Here is a 15851-nt window from a genome sequence, read left to right as displayed (position 1 = left end):
AATCAGGAAGACGGTTCGATAACGGACATGCTTTCGATGATGATTGGCTCAACCGGCACATCGGCCATACCTCGTGAAACACCGGTTTTCTTGGAGGCGATAGCGTCAACAACGCCCATGCCTTCGGTTACCTTACCAAAGACGGCGTAGCCAGCTCCGCGTACACCGGCATCCAGAAAGCCATTGTTCACCACGTTGACGAAAAACTGTGATGTGGCGGAGTCGGGCGCGCTGGTTCGCGCCATGGCTATGGTGCCCCTGAGATTAGGCAGGGAGCGGGTTGCCTCGTTGGTAATCGGATCACGGGTGGTCTTACGGGACATGTCGGCGGTGAAGCCTCCGCCCTGAACCATAAAGCCCGGGATCACGCGGTGAAAAACAGTTCCGTCATAAAAGCCGGAAGACACATATTGAAGGAAGTTCTTGACGGTTTCCGGGGCGACATCAGGCCGTAACTGAAGCACAAACGCGCCTTCACTTGTGAGTACTCGAACCTTCGGCAGCTCGGGATCGCCGGATGCTTCCCCTGTGTCCGCCGAAGCGAATGGCACAAAAAGCATGGTCATCAGCGTGAAAAGCAGGGTCGGGATCACATTATGTGTCGCTTTTACGGAATTTATCATTTCGAAACGCTTCTCCTGGTGAGTGTTGGCCGGGATTCCTGCAATAATCAGCCTGTCCCGACTATTGAGCAGGATGTTAGCAGATTGTGTTGGTTTTAGGTCTGCTAGGCTCAAAGGGCTACAAAAAATTTAGACACCGGGCCGGGTTGTACGGTTTTCACTGTCAAATAAGGAGAAGCACGTGAGAATCCGTCAGGGATTTGAAGAAAAGTCGCGACTCGGTCGACTTCTCATCAATCGAGGGTATCTGTCGCAAGCGCAGCTTGAGGAAGGCTTGAAGCTCCAGCGCGATACCGGCCAACGCCTGGGTGAAGTCTTTATCCAGGCAGGATGGATCAGCGAAAAAGAGCTGCATCGTGTCCTCAAACACCAATCCCGCTATCGTAACGCAGCAGCATTGGTCACCATGGTTGCGTTGCCGTTCCAGCCTCTGGTCAGTTTTGCTGCCAGCAGTAACGCCAATGCCACCCAGGTAGATGACGCCGGGCAGTTATATGAGGGGAAAGGGCTGCTGGCCATGACGGATGATGAGATGTCATCCATCGCCGGTCAGGGCGATACCTCTCTGCTCGAGAGGATCGAGCGCATTTCGGATATGCCCGCGGCGGGTGCGGCCGGAGAGGATGAGCAGGTCGATGCGATCGAAGGGCTCAAGCTTACGGCGAACATCTTTGTGCCTGTCCTTAATTTTCTCGATTCTGACCTGACGATTTCCGGCGTTCACTATCGGGACGGTCAGCCACGCTTTTCCGTTCGCGAGGATGGCGCGCTCATATTGGCACTGCCGGAGCGGATTGATCAGGTCAGAATGGACAACATCCGTGTGGTTGGAGGAGCCAGTCCCGCGATGGGGAATATCAGCATCAACGATATCCGCTTTCATCCTGATTCCCGGATGACGATCTACACACGGTAATTTTTGGGCTCGAAACGAAAAAGCCCACCCCGATCCACGGGTGGGCTTTTTAGATCCGTTGCAGGAGGAGGCCTCAGGCGCTTGCGAGTACGTTTCGGCTGGACACCGTTGTTTGATGCCCTGTTGAACCATACAGCTTTTGCTGGCCGCTGGCGCCCCGGAAGATGTCGGTGAGTCGATTGAGGCGTGTCTGGAGGTGCCCCAGGACCCTGCCGTTATGACGGTTGAGCTCCTGGCATTGCTTTAGCCCAGTATCCGCCTGCTGCCAGACATCGTAGAGCTCTGTGAAACCGGCACTCCGAATAAAGCGCGAGGGATCGCCGGTTTCCGGACGATATCCCATGGCGACCAGGGCGTGTATTTTCTTCTTCGCCCGCTCACGTAACTCACCAAGGTGCTGGTTCTTTTCAGTGGTCAGCGCTTGCAGGGACTGGATGTCAGAGGAGGCCAGGCATGCCTTCTCGGATTTGAGGATGTCCGTCAGTGCTTCCAGCTGACGAACATCCTGAGAAAGGAGTTGCTTGAGATCATCAATTGCGGCCATGTTTTACTCATCCGAAAATGCTTTCATCCATCTCAAGCATTTTCTGGGCCACTTTGTCTGCGTCAACCTTGTAGGTGCCGCTTTCAAGGGCAGAGCGAATCTCGGCAATGCGCTCATCATCCATTTCCGGATAGTCGCCAAGCTTCTGCTCAAGCTGTTTCATGTTCTTGGCCTGATTGCTCAGACTAACCTGGTCTCCACGTGCGCCCTGTGCCTGTGTGCGGGCCTGTTCGCCAGCGGAAGGCTTGGTGTTTTGGGTGGCGGTGGACTTGTCGGCCGTGGTCCTCTGGGTGTTGACCTGGCCGGGGCCAATTCCATTAAAGTCAACTGACATATCAATACCTGCTTGTTTGGATGCCATGCTGTACGCGCACAGCCTACTCGAGTTTATATCTGCTTAACGGCCATGCCGTCGGGTTCTTTAGCCTTGTTTGGCATCTTTTTATTAACGTCCGTTCATTTACCTGCAAACCAGTGCCGCCGGAGTGGCAAAAGATTGCCGGTCGGGGGACGAATCACATGGGAATTTCTACTTTGCCTGGGGCAACGACGCTGGCGCGGATCGTGCGATCAGATCGAAGGTTCCGCACTTGTACCTGTTCGCCAACCGAAGCGTTCGCAAGCGCTTCACCACGAGAACTCACTGAGAAGGTTCCGCTACGGGCGACAATCATAACATGGTCGCCTCGTTTCACGGCGATCGGTGCATCAAGCAGATCGGGCGTGAGGAGCGATCCACTGCTTATCGGGCGGCGCACCGCCATGCCTTCGGCATTCGCGATATCCCGGATATAGCCACGCCGGCTGGCGTTGATCTGTACCTCGCGATTCGTGACCATACTGCTGTCCAGGACTTCGCCTCTTGCCAGCGGTCGTGCCGCAACCAGGGCCGGGCCCTGAATGGAGACGTTTGGTGAAACGTACATGCGCCACGGGCGCTTGCCTTCGCAAGAGACCTCCAGTGATGGGCGTGTGCTTTTCCAGGGATCACCGGTGAATTCAACGGCCAGAGGCGCTTTACAGGGTGCCAGCGTAAGACGGTTATCAAGATCGCCAGCCTCATAGCTGACCTGATACCCGGACTCGGCCTGCTCTGCGGCAAAGTTCTCAAGAAACCGGCTCACAGCGCCATCGATCTGTTCCGCCGTGGTTTGGCCAGAGGCGGCCCAGCTAACACCGGGCAATAACAGTATCAGGCTTAAAATGGTGGTGCGCATCAGTGTCAGTTTGTCCTATGCTGTCGTTTATGGGGCGTATTTTCCGAATACCACTAAGGATTCGGGAGTGCCCGCCGATAATCGGGCTGACTGTATGCGACGGTGTCGGCTTTTTGTCGAACCGTTCCTGATCAGAATAAGAGCAAAATGCATGCCGGTGTGATTCCGGGGCAGGAGAAAAAACATGGCAGGGGTATTGGACAGTGTTAACCAGCGTACCCAGCTGGTAGGGCAGAACCGCCTGGAGCTACTGCTGTTCCGCTTGAGGGGGCGGCAACTGTATGGCATCAATGTCTTCAAAGTGAAAGAGGTTCTGCAGTGTCCCCGGTTGTCTTCCATTCCCAACAGCAAAACCGTTGTTCGAGGGGTTGCTCATATCCGGGGTGAAACGATCCCCATTATTGATCTGGGCATGTCCATCGGTCTTTCCGGCATTCCCCAGGAAGACCTGGCAACCAGTTTTATCATCATCACCGAATACAACCGGAAAACCCAGGGGTTCCTTGTCGCTGGTGTGGACCGGATCATGAACATGAACTGGGAGGACATTCTTCCGCCACCGAAGGGCGCGGGTAAGGACGTTTACCTTACCGCAGTGACGAAAATTGATGATAAACTGGTAGAAATCATCGACGTAGAGAAGATTCTTTCGGAAGTTTCTCCGCTTCGGGAGGAGGTCACTGAAGCGATTGCCAGCAAAGGCGCTGAGCGCGTTCCGGGGCACAAGCCTGTGCTCGTCGTGGATGATTCCGCCGTCGCTCGCCGTCAGATTGAGCGCTGCCTCACAGCCATTGGCATGGAGGTCGTTCTCAAAAACGATGGAAAGCAGGCATACGAGTATCTGAAAGAAATCACCGAAGACGGTAGCAAAGCGACAGATCATTTCGAGCTGGTCATTTCCGATGTGGAAATGCCTGAGATGGATGGCTACACCCTGGTTACCCGTTGCAAGTCGGACCCGGCGCTGAGTGACTTGTTTGTCATGCTGCACACCTCGTTAAGCGGTGTTTTCAACAAGGCGATGGTTCAGAAGGTCGGTGCGGATGATTTTATGGCCAAGTTCAGTCCTGATGAACTGGCAGAGCGAGTAATGGAAATCATCGACCGCGAATGATGGTGTTGCTCACGGATTCACTCAGAACAGAGATCCAATGAAAGCGGATATCACCCCACAGGAATACGAAGCATTCAAAACATTCCTGCAGGATGCGTGTGGCATTTTGCTCGGAGAAAATAAACAGTACCTGGTAAAAAGCCGGCTACGTCGTATTCTGGAGGAAAATCAGCTCAACTCTTTGGGTGAGTTGCTTGAGCGTCTCAAGCGCCCTGGGCGCGGCGGACTCAGGGAAGTGGTCATCGACGCGATGACGACCAACGAAACCCTGTGGTTTCGCGATAACCATCCATTCCGAATCCTTCAGGAGAAGCTTCTGCCGGAGTTTGCCGAGCGCAATGGATTGCAGCCATTAAGAATATGGTCTGCCGCGTGTTCGACGGGGCAGGAACCTTATTCGATCGGCATGGTGCTGGAGGAATTTCGTCGAACCCGCCCGGGTAAGCTCCGTGATGTTCGGATTACAGCAACCGACATATCCAAGAGTGTCCTCGAGGTTGCCCGCAAAGGCGAATACGAGATGCTCGCGATTGGTCGCGGGCTCTCACCGGAACGGCAAAAGCAGTTCTTTTCCCCCTCACCAAATGGTGGCTGGCAGATCCGGCCACAGCTCAAAAGCATGGTGGAATTCAAGGAGCTTAATCTCCTGGACCGCTATATGTTCGGCAAGTTTGACATTGTGATGTGCCGCAATGTGCTGATCTATTTCTCTGCGGAGCTCAAGAAAGACATACTTGCCCGAATTCACGCCACGCTGAACCCGGGAGGCTACCTCATTCTTGGTGCATCGGAATCCCTGAACGGATTGCCTCACCTGTATGAGATGGTCCAGTGCCACCCTGGCATTATCTACAGGAAAAAATAGCATCATGCCCCTGAACGTATGGGTGCTGATAGCCGCTCAGGCGCTGGCTATGTGCACAGCGCCGTTTATTGTTTTCATTGGTAGTATCCAGGGGCGCCTGCTCGCTCCCGCACCGGAGTTTGCGACCTTGCCGGTGGGACTTGTGGTTGTCGGCACGGTTCTCGCGATCAAGCCCGCGACCTGGTTGATGGAGCGTGTCGGGCGAAAGCTTGTGATGCTGTTGGGCGCGGGCATGGGCATCGTTGCGGGCGTCCTTGGCGCGCTTGCGTCCTGGCAAGGCATGTTTCCCCTGTTGTGTCTGTCGGCGATCGTTGGCGGAACCGGTCTGGCAGTCGTTCATCAGTATCGTTTTGCCGCCATGGAATCGGTGCCGCCCGGGTTAGCTGGAACCGCTGCGGCTCGAGTCCTCCTCGGCGGCTTGGGGGCGGCCTGGCTCGGGCCTGAAATCGCCGCATTGGGGAGCCATTCCGACCAATCCTATCCATTTCTGGTGAGCTGGGTGGGCCTGGCACTGGTGCAGCTCTCAGCGTTTGTCATCCTCGGCCTCGGCTACAGAGCAAGCTCCGAACGGGTCGCTGAGCACCATGTTGGCGGTGGTCGCCCGTTAAGTGAGATCTTGCGGAATCCGCTGGTCTGGGCAGCCATCAGCGCGGCGGGCGTGGGCTATGCCGTTATGAGCTTCATCATGACGGCAACACCCCTGAGCATGACCGAAATGGCGGGCCACCAACTGGACGACGCGAAGCGGGTCATCCAGCTCCACATCGTTGCCATGTATCTGCCGTCGCTTGTCAGTGGGTGGCTGGTTCGGGTTGTTGGGATCCCTCGCATGATGGCAGCGGGCCTGCTGGCCTATGCCGTGTGCGTTGTTCTGGCAGCCAGTGGTATTTCTTTTCACCACTACCTTTGGGCCTTATTGCTTCTCGGCGTGGGCTGGAACTTTCTCTTCGTGGGCGGAACCTCGCTGTTGCCGCAGGGTTACCGTGATGAAGAGCGTTTCCGCGTTCAGGGTTTGAACGACATGATGGTTTTTGGATCTCAGGCGACGGCGGCGCTCTCGGCGGGTGCGGTTCTGAGTTGGCTGGGCTGGTCCGGGCTGGTGATGTTGCCGGTTCCGTTCCTCATTCTGCACGGCATGCTTATGCTGGTTTGGCTTTCACGGCGACCGGAAAACAAGGCAATTGTCAAAGGAGACGACTAGTGTTCATCGATTTTGAGGGGATGAAGCCGACCGATATCTATCACGTACTCACCCAGACTGCTATTCCGAGGCCTGTGGCCTGGGTATTGAGCGAGAATCCGGATGGGGGCTACAACCTCGCGCCGTTTTCGTTTTTTACGCCCATTACCAGCAATCCGCCTCTGGTCATGCTATCGGTGGGGCATAAGCCAACGGATAAAACCAACAAGGATACGCGGGTCAATATCGAACAGAGAAAGGACTTCGTGTTGCATATTGCTCATCGAGAACTCGCCGGTGCGGTAACAGAAACCTCCCGAACCTTGCCGCTGGGCGAATCAGAGCTTGATAATCTCGGCCTCGAACTGGTGTCATTCTCCGGCTCCCGTCTTCCGAGGTTGAAAGACTGTCGGGTGGCCATGGCCTGCGAGCTGGAAGAGATCAAGGAGATCGGAGCCGGTCCGCAATCCCTCATATTCGGGCGAGTGAAGGGCGTCTATCTGGACGATACGGTGACCTCCGAGGACGACAAGGGGCGGCTGAAAATTCGTGGTGACGCCATTGACCCCATCGGTCGACTGGGGGGCAGTGAATATGTCACCTTCGGCGAAATTCTCAAGATCCCGCGTCCATCCTGAAGTTCAGGGAATTATTATTTATGGATCAGCTCAATCTGCGCCACCTGTACTATTTCTGGGTGATCAGTCGTGAAGGCTCCATTGCGCGTGCCAGCGAAGTACTGGAGCTCGCACCACAGACTCTGAGCGGGCAACTGGCGACATTCGAATCCGCGCTTGGCGGGTTGCTGTTCCAGCGCGAACGCAGGCGCCTGGTGATGACCGACCTCGGGCGTACCGTGCTCGGGTATGCGAATGATATTTTTGCGCTAACCGGCGAACTTAATGACATCCTGCGCCAAGCGCCGGAGGAGCGTCCGCTGACGCTGTCAGCCGGTGTGTCAGCGTCGATCCACAAGATGATTGCGTTTTATCTGCTGCAGCCGGCCATGAAGTTGCCAAGGGCTGTGCACCTTGAATGCCGGACCGGGGCAACAGAGGACCTCACACTCGGGCTAAAGAGAAATGAGCTGGATCTCGTGCTTACGGATCGCATGCCCAGTATGGACGAATACGGTGCCTTCACCGTGCATCCCTTGGTAGGTTCGAGTATCAGCCTTTTCGCAGAGCCCAAGATGGCGGACCGGCTGCGTGACGGGTTTCCGCAGTCACTCAACGGGCAGCCACTGCTCGCGAATGCGACTGACGCGCCGTACTTTGAACGGCTGATGAACTGGTTCTCGCTGCATGGGGTTCGAATGAACGTGGTGGCCAGAGTTGATGACAGTGCGCTGATCAAGGTTTTCGGGCGGGAAGGCGAGGGCGTCTTTGCGGCTCCAACTGTGATTCGTGACGAGGTTTGTCGACAGTACGAGGTTGAACATATTACCTCCATCGAAGAGGTGAAGGATGAGCTTTTTGCGATTACCCGAGGCAAGAAACTGACCCATGATGGGGTTCGGGCGATCTGTGAGAGCGAATTCAGCTTTCCCTCTGAATAGATCGAAAAAATCTGTTTTAAAAAATCATTTAAACTTATTTTTTCGACCCTAGTGGGTCGTCATCATGAAGCTGTGTAGTGCAGTACCCAAGGAGGAGCAGCCATGAAGACTATTCACAAGTTTCGCCTGGAAGTTGGCAGCCAGCCAACATCTTTAACCCTGCGAGAGGGGCACAGAGTAGTTCGTTGTGAGTACATCGTTCCTGATAAAGCGGTTTACATCTGGATCGAGCAACCCCTGAATGTAGGAATTCCGTCGGTCGAGCGTCAGTTCCGGGTGGTATATTCCGGCCAGCCGGTTGCCGATTCAAACGAGTACATCGGTACAGCGTTGGATCCTTTCGGACCCGAGGCGTATCACGTATTCGAGATACCGGTGGGTGAGCATCAACAGGAGGTTTACCACGCCGTTGAAGGCGGTGGTGATCAGTTCCAGGGGCGGGAGCTTCATCAAGCACGGGTCTTTTGACAGTTTTGGGGCCGAGAGGCCCCTTTTTCAGGTGATCGGGAGGTGGCCGGTTTTCACCCAGATTACCGTCTCCTGCTCCACGAAAGGGTGGTGACTGCTCATGTGTGGGCTTCGGATCCAGGTGCCCGCCGGATAGCGGCCATATTCATCACAGAATTCCCCGGACAGAACCAGAATTTCCTCACCGCCGAAATGGCGATGGGGCTGGAACGTCTCATGGGCTGGCCATTTGACCAGCGCAACGTGCTCTCCCTCAAAATCGTGCAATGGCATAACCTGCAGGTTGCCAATCCCTGGCAACCACTCTGACGTCTTTGTGTTTACCCTGACAGAAGCCAGATCGTCTGGGTTGAACTGATGGAGCTTCACCAGGAGCGTGCAGCCGTGCTCGCTGAACGGAGCATGCCCGCTGCCTGGTGGGTTGCGGAGGTAGGTGCCTGCCGGGTAATCACCGGTCTCGTCTGAAAAAACACCATCCAGAACCAGAATTTCCTCGCCAAGAGGATGTTCGTGCCGGTTGAATGAGGCGCCTGCTTCATATTTCACAATACTCGTAGCATGGCCTCGTTCGGCCTCCTCACGCGCCAGCGGCTTTCTCAGTACGCCGCCTGCGGGGCTTTGAATCCAGGGCTGATCTCCGGTTCGGATAACCACGCGTTCGGAAAAATCCATGTTGAGCATTGCCAGCACTCCTACTTGATCAGGGCCTGTACGTCTTTGAAGCGCGGATGCCGGCTGTCGCGCATCCATTCGAACGCCACCATTTCAACGGTGACAATTTTGGCGCCACTCTGGTGGAGCCTATCGAGCGCGACATCGCGATCGAACTCATTTCGGGATCCGGTTGCGTCCGCCACAACCCAAACCTTGAAACCCGCATCGAGAAGGCTCATGGCGGTCTGGAGCATGCATACGTGTGTCTCGCATCCTCCGATCACGATATGCGGTCGGCCTTCCGGCAGGCTGTCGATCAAGCCGTCAGGGCAGGCATCGAAATGGTGCTTTTCGATGGTTTGCTGGCAAAGTTCACGGATTTCGGCAACGTTCGGCCCCAGCTTTTCCGGCAATTGCTCGGTTCCGAGAACGGGAACGTCCAGCAGGCCGGCGATGGTCGCCAGGATCGTGGATTGATCAATGACCTCCTGGCCATGGCTGATTGCCGGCATCAGTTTTTCCTGAAGATCGATGAAGACAAGACTGGACTGCTCGGCTTTCATTAACATGGTGATGTTCCTTGTTTAGGGAGGGCTTGCTGACAACCATACGCTCCAGCAGCCCGATGGTCAGTGTAATCGGGAGAGATAGGCTAATTTTTTGGAGAATTTTAGCAAGGGGAGTTGCCAAACGTCAGAAAAACCATTACAGTTTGCGCCCTCAAATGAGCGACAAGGTTGCTGATTTGAAACAGTTTATTGGAGAGGTGGCCGAGTGGCTGAAGGCGCACGCCTGGAAAGTGTGTATACGTTAATAGCGTATCGAGGGTTCGAATCCCTCCCTCTCCGCCAATAGAAGAACCCCGGCAGAAATGCCGGGGTTTTTTATTGCCTGCATCAGCGCCTGATCACAAATCCCGAAAACTCACCTGTTGCGCTCTCTTCGATCACCTCCACAGCATCAACTCGTGACGCAGGTGGCCCCTGGTGACACCAGTCTTTCAACTGTTGCAGCTGCCCCTCGCTTCCTTCCGCAACGATTTCCACGTCGCCATCGGGCAGGTTTCGGGTGTAACCGGTAACCCCGATTTCCGTGGCGCTTTTTTCGGCCGATGCCCGGAAGTAGACACCCTGAACAATGCCTGAAACACGCAGTTTCCAGCGTTTTATGCCCATCAATTTGTCCTTTCAGGATTCAGATGCCAGTGTTGATCTAACAGAATCTACCGCTACCGCGCAGCGGTGTTCAAGAAGGGATGATCAGCGATGGCGAGGATCTTCAGAAAACAGAATGCCACGGTGTATCCGGATGCTCTGATTTGTGAGGCGGAGGGGCTTGAGTGTCTTGCGGAAGAGCTCCAGAAATCCGGCTCGATGGTCCGGGTCCCGCGCATTCAGCATGTTGACGAGGCGGTACTGGAAATCGAAGAAATTGAGTCCGGGCCCGCGACCAGTGAAGCGCTGGCTCAGTTTGGAGAAGGGCTGGCCCGGCTCCACAAACGGCAGCAGCCTCAGTATGGCTGGGGGCGTGATAATTACATTGGGCTTTCTCCGCAAAAGAATGGCTGGTCTCAATCCTGGGGCCAGTTTTTTGTCCGCAACCGGCTTGAATACCAGGTATCCCGCATTCGGGATCGCGATATTCGTGATCGAATTGAAGGTGTTCTGGGTATCAGGGGGGCATGCTGGCTGAGTGGCTCAGTGCGCGTTGTGAGCATCCCAGCCTGCTTCATGGAGATCTATGGTCTGGCAACGTCCTGTTTGAAGGGGATGCGCCCTGGATGATTGATCCAGCAGTCTACTGTGGCGATCGCGAAGCCGACCTGGCGATGACCGAAATGTTTGGGGGATTCGGCCCCTCGTTCTACGAGGCATACGATCAGATTTACCCCCGCTCGCCTGACTACGCTCAGAAGCGCGAGATTTACAATCTTTACCACTACCTGAACCACTTCAATCTGTTCGGGAGCGGCTATCTTGGCGGCTGTGAACGAGGGTTAGAACAGATAGCGGCCATTCGCTGAGTGCGGGGTTCAGGCGAGATTGGCGCTACGCAGGATGAACACCCCCAGCGTTACGGTGATGCTTGCCAGCAGGGTGGTGAGGGCGATGATGTTGGCTGCGAGCCGGCTGTTACCGCCCAGGGCCTTGGCCATGACGAAACTGGCCGCTGCTGTCGGGCTGGCGAAATAAAGGAACAGCAGGCCAAGTTCGGGACCTCGGAAGCCTGCCAACCAGGCTGCAGCGGTACACAGCGCGGGTAAGATAACCATCTTCAGCATGCTGGAACTGATGGCGGTTCCGCTGTCGCCCCGAATGGCACTTAAAGATACGGTTGCTCCGATACAAAGTAGTGCCAGAGGTAGTGTCAATGAGGCGAAATAGTCGCCTGACGTCAGGACCCACTGCGGGAACGTCAGGTCAAGCCAAGCCACGGGGATCGCGAATACGACGGCCAGTATCAGTGGGTTCCGGCAGATGTCATGGAGAATCCTGCGCCAGCTCGTGGTTTGCCCCGGCTGATGAGCGATGAGGGCCACCACCGAGAGGGCATTGTAGGAGATGATCACCAGTCCGAGCAGTATGCCGCCTGCTGAGAGCCCAAAATCGCCATAGAGGTTGGCCGCCAGTGCCAGCCCGACAATGCCACAATTTCCCCGGAATGCACCTTGCACGTAGACACCGCGATCCTTCTCCGGAACCCGAAAGCCCGCCCATAGCCAGGTCAGCGCGAAGCTGGCCAGGGTGGCGCAGAGGAAAAAGACCAGCAGGCCTGGATTCAAGGCAACGTTCAGGTCTGCGCGGATGATGCTCAGAAAGACCAGTGTCGGGAGGGTGGCTTTGAATACCAGTGCTGATGCGGTGTGGATGAAGGCGGCGTCAATCCAGCCCACACGCCGCAAGCCCAGGCCAATAAACACCATGGAGAAAACCGGCAACGTGGTTTCAAGGGTCTGCAGGAATACATCGGCCAGGGTCATGGGCGGTCTCGATCGGTACGTTTTCAGTGGAAAAGCAGGCCAGTCTAGAGCGTTGTCGGATAGTAAGCTATCTATGCCGTCTCGGAAATTTGTCTAATCCCGCGACATGCTGGCAGCCAGCCCATATCGGATTGGCTAAAAAGCCGAGAAAATGGTTGCGTTACGGTCACCCGGGTGGGCTATAGTAAGCCCGAACCACAGCAGAATAAGAGGATAAGAATGGAAGCCGTCAATCCCACGCCAGAGCAACTGGAGCAAGTGCTCGCCAACACCCCTAAAGATCAGCCGGTGGTTATGCTGAATCTGCTTCGTTTCCGGGATTGGGCCGCCTACAAGGATGATGAGCCTGAGTTGACGGGGCGGGAAGCCTATAAGCTTTACATGCAGGAAGCTGCCGAATGCGTGAAGTCGGTTGGCGCTGAGGTTATCTGGTCCGGCAGAAGCGTGGGTTCACTGATTGCGCCACCAGATGAATCCTGGGATCAGGTGCTTCTGGTTCGTTATCCGTCCATCGATGCCTTCATGGCCATGATCGAAAGCCCTGACTACAAAGGCATTGTCCGGCATCGCACGGCGGCTGTTCAGGATTCACGCCTGGTGGCCAATCTCGAGGGCTAGGTCGAGGGCTAGGCTTAGCTCGCCAACCAGCCGGTCTGCTGAGTGACCATGTACGAGGCTGTGCCGACCGCAATCGAGAGCAGGGCATTTCCCCGCCACAAGTGCACCCCCACCACGAGCATTCCCGGAATCAGGGCGTCTGCTCCCGGAGCGCTCAGCGACCAGTCCGCCGAGCGCTGCAGAAATATCCCCGCCAACAATGCCATCACCGCCGCCGGTAGGTATCGCCCCAGGTGTTTGATCAGTGGGTGATCCGTGTGCCTGTGCAGGAACAAAAACGGGATTACCCGTGTCGCAAACGTAGCCAGCGCGGCCGCAGCGATGAAACCGCCGACGTACAGCTCCTCAGCCATGTTCAGATCCCCGCTCAATGCCCGTTTCCCGTGTTCTAGCGTATTGCGCCAGTAATACGGACGAAACGATCGCGATGGCGCCAATCAGTTGATGAGATGGCGGAATCAACCACACCGCGATAGCGGCGGCCCCGGCTCCGATCCAGATTGGAAAGCCTTCCCCCAGGGCTTTGAGCTGATCAATGGTCAGAACAATGAAAAGGCTGACCAGGGCAAACTCGATACCGGTACTGTCAAATGCAACGTTTTTTCCTAGCAGGGCTCCGATCGTGCAGCCAATGACCCAGTAGCACTGGTTGAACGCCGTGATTCTGAAGTCGATTTCCTGCTCATGTTCACGGTCTTCACTGCGGGCTCTGCTGGTCAACAGAGAATACGTTTCGTCGGTTAAGCCGAAAATCAGATAGGGCTTGCGCCACCGGGCGCCACGAAAGCGGCCAAGTAGCGACAGGCCATAAAACAGGTGCCTGGCGTTGAGTACGAACATGGCCACGAACACCTCCAGCAAACCGGCATGGGCTGCCAACAAGCTGACCGCAAGGATTTGCCCGGCGCCCGCATAGATCACGATGCCCATCAATGGCGCTATCCACCAGGCGTATTCAAGCTGGGTGGAAAATAGAACACCGAAAGCCGTTCCAAGAGGAAGGTAGCCAAATAGCACGGGCAGGGTCAGGGGGAATACCGTTCGGTTCATGAGAATCCGCAGTGTCAAAAGCCGCGATAATAGAGAACGCATGCCGATTTTGGAAGCCAGCGATTGGTGGTAGGAGGGGCGGCGCTATCCACCGGGGGTGACACAAAAGTGTCATGTATTCGACATAACATGCCGTTAGAATCCCACCGTTGGAGTAGTCATGCTCGGTACTGTCCGCAATAGAATCCTCTGTTTTGCCTTTTTATCGGTGTTTGCCCTGGCGGGGCTTGGCGCACTGTCGTGGACCATTATTCTTAAAGCGGAAGAAGCCTCCGATACGCTGGTTCGTACCAGTCTCCAGGAATCCTGGTTACTTGCGGATCTGGAGAAGGACCATCGCAAGCTGCAGGATCTCGCGTTCAAGATCAAAGCCCAGCTGTTGTTGTGGAATGAAATCCAGCCGGCGTTTGAAGAGATCCGATCGGCATTACCCGAGCACTGGCAGGCGATTGCCGAATCCGACGGGCTCGCTGGTTGGGCAGCAGACAATAGGGATAAATTTGCCCAGGTCACTGGGTTGATGGACGAAATGGCCGGCGGCGTTGCCGAGAAGAGCTACTACAGCGTTGGCAAGGTGGTGGATTTTCAGCTGTTTCCCAGTCTTGAGCCGATGTTGTCCGCCATCGATGAACGGCAACTGGAAAGCCGTGAACAAGTCACAGCCGGCGCCGACGATCTGCTTCGGTTTCTCTCCGAGCAGCAGGTATGGCTCACCGCTGGATCTGTGCTCTTCCTGTTGGTCGTTATCGGCATGACCTTGTGGCTCCGGCGTTCGGTCATTCTTCGACTCCAGAAAATGGAGCAGGACCTTTCCGACATGGAAACCAATTCTGATCTCACCCGGGTCCCTTCATTGACCGGTCGCGATGAGGTAGCCGGCGTGAGCCGCGCTCTCGGCGGCCTGGTTGGACGGTTCGAGCACTTCATCGCGGATATCCGGAACGCTGCCGGTGGGCTGGATGAGCGCTCCGGTGCGCTGGATAACGGCGCCGAGTCCTTGCAGGAAGCCTCGGAACGAACCCGGCAGCAAATCCGGGACGTGACCCAGGCCATGTCGGTGATCGCGGATCAGGCGTCTGCGATCGATACGGCAACCTCCCAATCCGCTGAAACGGTCAAGGACGCTGTTGTCGCGAATGACGAGGTTCAGCAACGGTTGGTTGCGAGTGAGCAGGCAGCCGAGCATACCGTGGATGTCATCAGCCGGGTGTCGGACTCCATCCATACTCTTAACGAATCCACGGGCAAGATTGAGCAGGTGATCGGTGTCATCGCGGATATTGCGGAACAGACCAACCTGCTGGCGCTGAATGCCGCCATCGAAGCCGCGCGGGCCGGCGAACATGGCCGGGGCTTTGCGGTCGTGGCGGACGAGGTTAGAACGCTCTCTCGCCGGACGTCAGAGTCTACCCGGGATATCAGTCAATGGGTTCAGGACCTTGTCGCCGGGGTGGGCGGTGTTGATGGATTGCTTGATGAAATGCGTGCGGCAGGAGGCGAAAACCGGACCAACCTCGTTGCCCTGCGCGAACATCTGGAAAATCTGAAGAATCAGTTTGTTGAGCTTGAAAAACACAGCGTAGAAATCGGTTCGGCCGTGGTCTACCAGCGGGATGAGATTGGTCGGGTGGGGCGTCGCTCTGCTGTGCTGGACGAAAGCGCGGATTTTCTGATCCAGAATGTAGAGACAACCCGAAGCATCAGCGAGCAGATTCGTCAGGAATCCCTGGGTATGCGGCAGGTGATTGCGCAATTCCGGACTTCTCCCCAGGCGTCATAATCCTTACCATGTCGCTATAGACAGGAGGAAACATGACCAACGATGCCGGCCAGGAGCCGCAACCCGATCCGCGGCAGGAAAAATTTGTCGTGGATACCGCCTTGCTGACTGAAGACCAGTTGGAGGGTTTGGTAGACGAATATTGCACGCGTTATCATGGCGTTAATGACACCGAAAATCCTCTTGCAGAGCGTGCGGTGGTTCGAGGTGCCGTCCAGCGGGGGGAACTGGTTGTCTGGTTCGATCCCGTCGAGAACACAGCAGGCCTCGGAGCCCCGGCCTGA

Annotated in this window: 22 protein-coding genes and 1 tRNA gene; 13 read left to right on the top strand and 10 right to left on the bottom strand. The window is 55.9% G+C overall.

The window, feature by feature from the left end:
* Nucleotides 1-2 precede the first annotated feature (2 nt).
* Complete coding sequence (locus tag D777_RS04905) at nucleotides 3-623, bottom strand: peptidylprolyl isomerase (RefSeq protein ID WP_036129235.1); 621 nt, start codon at nucleotides 621-623, stop codon at nucleotides 3-5.
* A 181-nt stretch (nucleotides 624-804) separates the two neighbouring features.
* Between D777_RS04905 and D777_RS04900 the strand changes: the two genes are divergently transcribed.
* Entirely contained in the window at nucleotides 805-1539 is a 735-nt protein-coding gene (locus D777_RS04900; protein WP_036129231.1) for a hypothetical protein, read from the top strand.
* Between the two features lie 73 nt (nucleotides 1540-1612).
* Here D777_RS04900 and D777_RS04895 read toward each other — a convergent pair whose 3' ends face one another.
* The 3 genes from D777_RS04895 to flgA all read right to left on the bottom strand — a co-directional run bounded on the left by D777_RS04895 (nucleotide 1613) and on the right by flgA (nucleotide 3300).
* Nucleotides 1613-2083, bottom strand: a complete 471-nt coding sequence (locus D777_RS04895) for a flagella synthesis protein FlgN (protein WP_036129227.1) — start codon at nucleotides 2081-2083, stop codon at nucleotides 1613-1615.
* 7 nt (nucleotides 2084-2090) lie between these two features.
* Entirely contained in the window at nucleotides 2091-2417 is a 327-nt protein-coding gene (gene flgM / locus D777_RS04890) for a flagellar biosynthesis anti-sigma factor FlgM (RefSeq protein WP_036129224.1), read from the bottom strand.
* A gap of 181 nt (nucleotides 2418-2598) precedes the next feature.
* The gene (flgA, locus tag D777_RS04885; protein WP_036129223.1) at nucleotides 2599-3300 is read right to left on the bottom strand and encodes a flagellar basal body P-ring formation chaperone FlgA; all 702 of its coding nucleotides are present in this window, start codon (nucleotides 3298-3300) and stop codon (nucleotides 2599-2601) included.
* Nucleotides 3301-3484: 184 nt separating this feature from the next.
* Here flgA and D777_RS04880 point away from each other — a divergent pair, with 184 nt between their 5' ends.
* The 6 genes from D777_RS04880 to D777_RS04855 all read left to right on the top strand — a co-directional run bounded on the left by D777_RS04880 (nucleotide 3485) and on the right by D777_RS04855 (nucleotide 8485).
* Nucleotides 3485-4414, top strand: coding sequence for a chemotaxis protein CheV (locus D777_RS04880; RefSeq protein WP_036129220.1), 930 nt, complete (start codon nucleotides 3485-3487; stop codon nucleotides 4412-4414).
* 37 nt (nucleotides 4415-4451) lie between these two features.
* Nucleotides 4452-5279, top strand: coding sequence for a CheR family methyltransferase (locus D777_RS04875; protein WP_036129218.1), 828 nt, complete (start codon nucleotides 4452-4454; stop codon nucleotides 5277-5279).
* A gap of 4 nt (nucleotides 5280-5283) precedes the next feature.
* Nucleotides 5284-6480, top strand: a complete 1197-nt coding sequence (locus tag D777_RS04870) for an MFS transporter (protein WP_036129215.1) — start codon at nucleotides 5284-5286, stop codon at nucleotides 6478-6480.
* Complete coding sequence (locus D777_RS04865; protein WP_036129213.1) at nucleotides 6480-7097, top strand: flavin reductase family protein; 618 nt, start codon at nucleotides 6480-6482, stop codon at nucleotides 7095-7097. The genes D777_RS04870 and D777_RS04865 overlap by 1 nt, the downstream gene beginning before the upstream one ends.
* A gap of 20 nt (nucleotides 7098-7117) precedes the next feature.
* The gene (locus tag D777_RS04860; protein ID WP_036129211.1) at nucleotides 7118-8017 is read left to right on the top strand and encodes a LysR family transcriptional regulator; all 900 of its coding nucleotides are present in this window, start codon (nucleotides 7118-7120) and stop codon (nucleotides 8015-8017) included.
* A gap of 102 nt (nucleotides 8018-8119) precedes the next feature.
* On the top strand, nucleotides 8120-8485 hold the full coding sequence (locus D777_RS04855; RefSeq protein ID WP_051668941.1) for a DUF7352 domain-containing protein: 366 nt from the start codon (nucleotides 8120-8122) through the stop codon (nucleotides 8483-8485).
* A gap of 27 nt (nucleotides 8486-8512) precedes the next feature.
* Here the strand turns inward: D777_RS04855 and D777_RS04850 are convergent, their stop codons facing one another.
* Both D777_RS04850 and D777_RS04845 read right to left on the bottom strand, forming a co-directional pair.
* Nucleotides 8513-9166, bottom strand: coding sequence for a cupin domain-containing protein (locus D777_RS04850; protein WP_036129208.1), 654 nt, complete (start codon nucleotides 9164-9166; stop codon nucleotides 8513-8515).
* A gap of 11 nt (nucleotides 9167-9177) precedes the next feature.
* Nucleotides 9178-9708, bottom strand: coding sequence for an isochorismatase family protein (locus D777_RS04845; RefSeq protein WP_036129203.1), 531 nt, complete (start codon nucleotides 9706-9708; stop codon nucleotides 9178-9180).
* Nucleotides 9709-9899: 191 nt separating this feature from the next.
* Between D777_RS04845 and D777_RS04840 the strand changes: the two genes are divergently transcribed.
* Nucleotides 9900-9990: transfer RNA gene (locus D777_RS04840), tRNA-Ser, on the top strand.
* Nucleotides 9991-10035: 45 nt separating this feature from the next.
* Here D777_RS04840 and D777_RS04835 read toward each other — a convergent pair.
* Nucleotides 10036-10314: an acylphosphatase gene (locus tag D777_RS04835; protein WP_036129200.1), complete on the bottom strand. Its 279-nt coding sequence runs from the start codon at nucleotides 10312-10314 to the stop codon at nucleotides 10036-10038.
* A 90-nt stretch (nucleotides 10315-10404) separates the two neighbouring features.
* Here D777_RS04835 and D777_RS04830 point away from each other — a divergent pair, with 90 nt between their 5' ends.
* The gene (locus tag D777_RS04830; protein WP_264673428.1) at nucleotides 10405-10923 is read left to right on the top strand and encodes a fructosamine kinase family protein; all 519 of its coding nucleotides are present in this window, start codon (nucleotides 10405-10407) and stop codon (nucleotides 10921-10923) included.
* Nucleotides 10821-11162 carry a fructosamine kinase family protein gene (locus D777_RS18230; protein WP_264673427.1) on the top strand — a complete coding sequence of 114 codons (342 nt, stop codon included), beginning with the start codon at nucleotides 10821-10823 and terminating at the stop codon, nucleotides 11160-11162. The genes D777_RS04830 and D777_RS18230 overlap by 103 nt, the downstream gene beginning before the upstream one ends.
* A 9-nt stretch (nucleotides 11163-11171) precedes the next feature.
* Here the strand turns inward: D777_RS18230 and D777_RS04825 are convergent, their stop codons facing one another.
* On the bottom strand, nucleotides 11172-12119 hold the full coding sequence (locus D777_RS04825) for an AEC family transporter (protein WP_036129196.1): 948 nt from the start codon (nucleotides 12117-12119) through the stop codon (nucleotides 11172-11174).
* Between the two features lie 219 nt (nucleotides 12120-12338).
* On the opposite strand from D777_RS04825, the gene D777_RS04820 reads away from it, so the two are divergent.
* Entirely contained in the window at nucleotides 12339-12737 is a 399-nt protein-coding gene (locus D777_RS04820) for a DUF1330 domain-containing protein (RefSeq protein ID WP_036129193.1), read from the top strand.
* A gap of 14 nt (nucleotides 12738-12751) precedes the next feature.
* On the opposite strand, the gene D777_RS04815 is transcribed toward D777_RS04820, so the two are convergent.
* Both D777_RS04815 and D777_RS04810 read right to left on the bottom strand, forming a co-directional pair.
* The gene (locus D777_RS04815) at nucleotides 12752-13090 is read right to left on the bottom strand and encodes a branched-chain amino acid transporter permease (protein WP_036129187.1); all 339 of its coding nucleotides are present in this window, start codon (nucleotides 13088-13090) and stop codon (nucleotides 12752-12754) included.
* Complete coding sequence (locus D777_RS04810; RefSeq protein ID WP_036129185.1) at nucleotides 13083-13787, bottom strand: AzlC family ABC transporter permease; 705 nt, start codon at nucleotides 13785-13787, stop codon at nucleotides 13083-13085. The genes D777_RS04815 and D777_RS04810 overlap by 8 nt, the downstream gene beginning before the upstream one ends.
* 160 nt (nucleotides 13788-13947) lie before the next feature.
* On the opposite strand from D777_RS04810, the gene D777_RS04805 reads away from it, so the two are divergent.
* The gene (locus D777_RS04805; RefSeq protein ID WP_036129182.1) at nucleotides 13948-15567 is read left to right on the top strand and encodes a methyl-accepting chemotaxis protein; all 1620 of its coding nucleotides are present in this window, start codon (nucleotides 13948-13950) and stop codon (nucleotides 15565-15567) included.
* Between the two features lie 32 nt (nucleotides 15568-15599).
* A complete protein-coding gene (locus tag D777_RS04800; RefSeq protein WP_036129180.1) occupies nucleotides 15600-15851 on the top strand; it encodes a YheU family protein in 252 nt (83 codons plus the stop codon).

The organism is Marinobacter nitratireducens, from assembly GCF_000708045.1.
Classification (GTDB): Bacteria; Pseudomonadota; Gammaproteobacteria; order Pseudomonadales; family Oleiphilaceae; genus Marinobacter; species Marinobacter nitratireducens.
Note: the sequence above shows the minus strand (reverse complement) of the source record. Positions and strands in the feature narration are given on the sequence as shown.

What these genes read in the sequence shown, in the direction of transcription:
- flgA (WP_036129223.1), bottom strand. Translation starts at nt 3,300, where the DNA reads ATGCGCACCACCATTTTAAGCCTGATACTGTTATTGCCCGGTGTTAGC.
- D777_RS04845 (WP_036129203.1), bottom strand. Translation starts at nt 9,708, where the DNA reads ATGTTAATGAAAGCCGAGCAGTCCAGTCTTGTCTTCATCGATCTTCAG.
- D777_RS04870 (WP_036129215.1), top strand. Translation starts at nt 5,284, where the DNA reads ATGCCCCTGAACGTATGGGTGCTGATAGCCGCTCAGGCGCTGGCTATG.
- D777_RS04905 (WP_036129235.1), bottom strand. Translation starts at nt 623, where the DNA reads ATGATAAATTCCGTAAAAGCGACACATAATGTGATCCCGACCCTGCTT.
- D777_RS04815 (WP_036129187.1), bottom strand. Translation starts at nt 13,090, where the DNA reads ATGGCTGAGGAGCTGTACGTCGGCGGTTTCATCGCTGCGGCCGCGCTG.
- D777_RS04855 (WP_051668941.1), top strand. Translation starts at nt 8,120, where the DNA reads ATGAAGACTATTCACAAGTTTCGCCTGGAAGTTGGCAGCCAGCCAACA.
- D777_RS04800 (WP_036129180.1), top strand. Translation starts at nt 15,600, where the DNA reads ATGACCAACGATGCCGGCCAGGAGCCGCAACCCGATCCGCGGCAGGAA.
- D777_RS04835 (WP_036129200.1), bottom strand. Translation starts at nt 10,314, where the DNA reads ATGGGCATAAAACGCTGGAAACTGCGTGTTTCAGGCATTGTTCAGGGT.
- flgM (WP_036129224.1), bottom strand. Translation starts at nt 2,417, where the DNA reads ATGTCAGTTGACTTTAATGGAATTGGCCCCGGCCAGGTCAACACCCAG.
- D777_RS04850 (WP_036129208.1), bottom strand. Translation starts at nt 9,166, where the DNA reads ATGCTCAACATGGATTTTTCCGAACGCGTGGTTATCCGAACCGGAGAT.
- D777_RS18230 (WP_264673427.1), top strand. Translation starts at nt 10,821, where the DNA reads ATGCTGGCTGAGTGGCTCAGTGCGCGTTGTGAGCATCCCAGCCTGCTT.
- D777_RS04825 (WP_036129196.1), bottom strand. Translation starts at nt 12,119, where the DNA reads ATGACCCTGGCCGATGTATTCCTGCAGACCCTTGAAACCACGTTGCCG.
- D777_RS04820 (WP_036129193.1), top strand. Translation starts at nt 12,339, where the DNA reads ATGGAAGCCGTCAATCCCACGCCAGAGCAACTGGAGCAAGTGCTCGCC.
- D777_RS04880 (WP_036129220.1), top strand. Translation starts at nt 3,485, where the DNA reads ATGGCAGGGGTATTGGACAGTGTTAACCAGCGTACCCAGCTGGTAGGG.
- D777_RS04810 (WP_036129185.1), bottom strand. Translation starts at nt 13,787, where the DNA reads ATGAACCGAACGGTATTCCCCCTGACCCTGCCCGTGCTATTTGGCTAC.
- D777_RS04860 (WP_036129211.1), top strand. Translation starts at nt 7,118, where the DNA reads ATGGATCAGCTCAATCTGCGCCACCTGTACTATTTCTGGGTGATCAGT.
- D777_RS04805 (WP_036129182.1), top strand. Translation starts at nt 13,948, where the DNA reads ATGCTCGGTACTGTCCGCAATAGAATCCTCTGTTTTGCCTTTTTATCG.
- D777_RS04875 (WP_036129218.1), top strand. Translation starts at nt 4,452, where the DNA reads ATGAAAGCGGATATCACCCCACAGGAATACGAAGCATTCAAAACATTC.
- D777_RS04895 (WP_036129227.1), bottom strand. Translation starts at nt 2,083, where the DNA reads ATGGCCGCAATTGATGATCTCAAGCAACTCCTTTCTCAGGATGTTCGT.
- D777_RS04830 (WP_264673428.1), top strand. Translation starts at nt 10,405, where the DNA reads ATGGCGAGGATCTTCAGAAAACAGAATGCCACGGTGTATCCGGATGCT.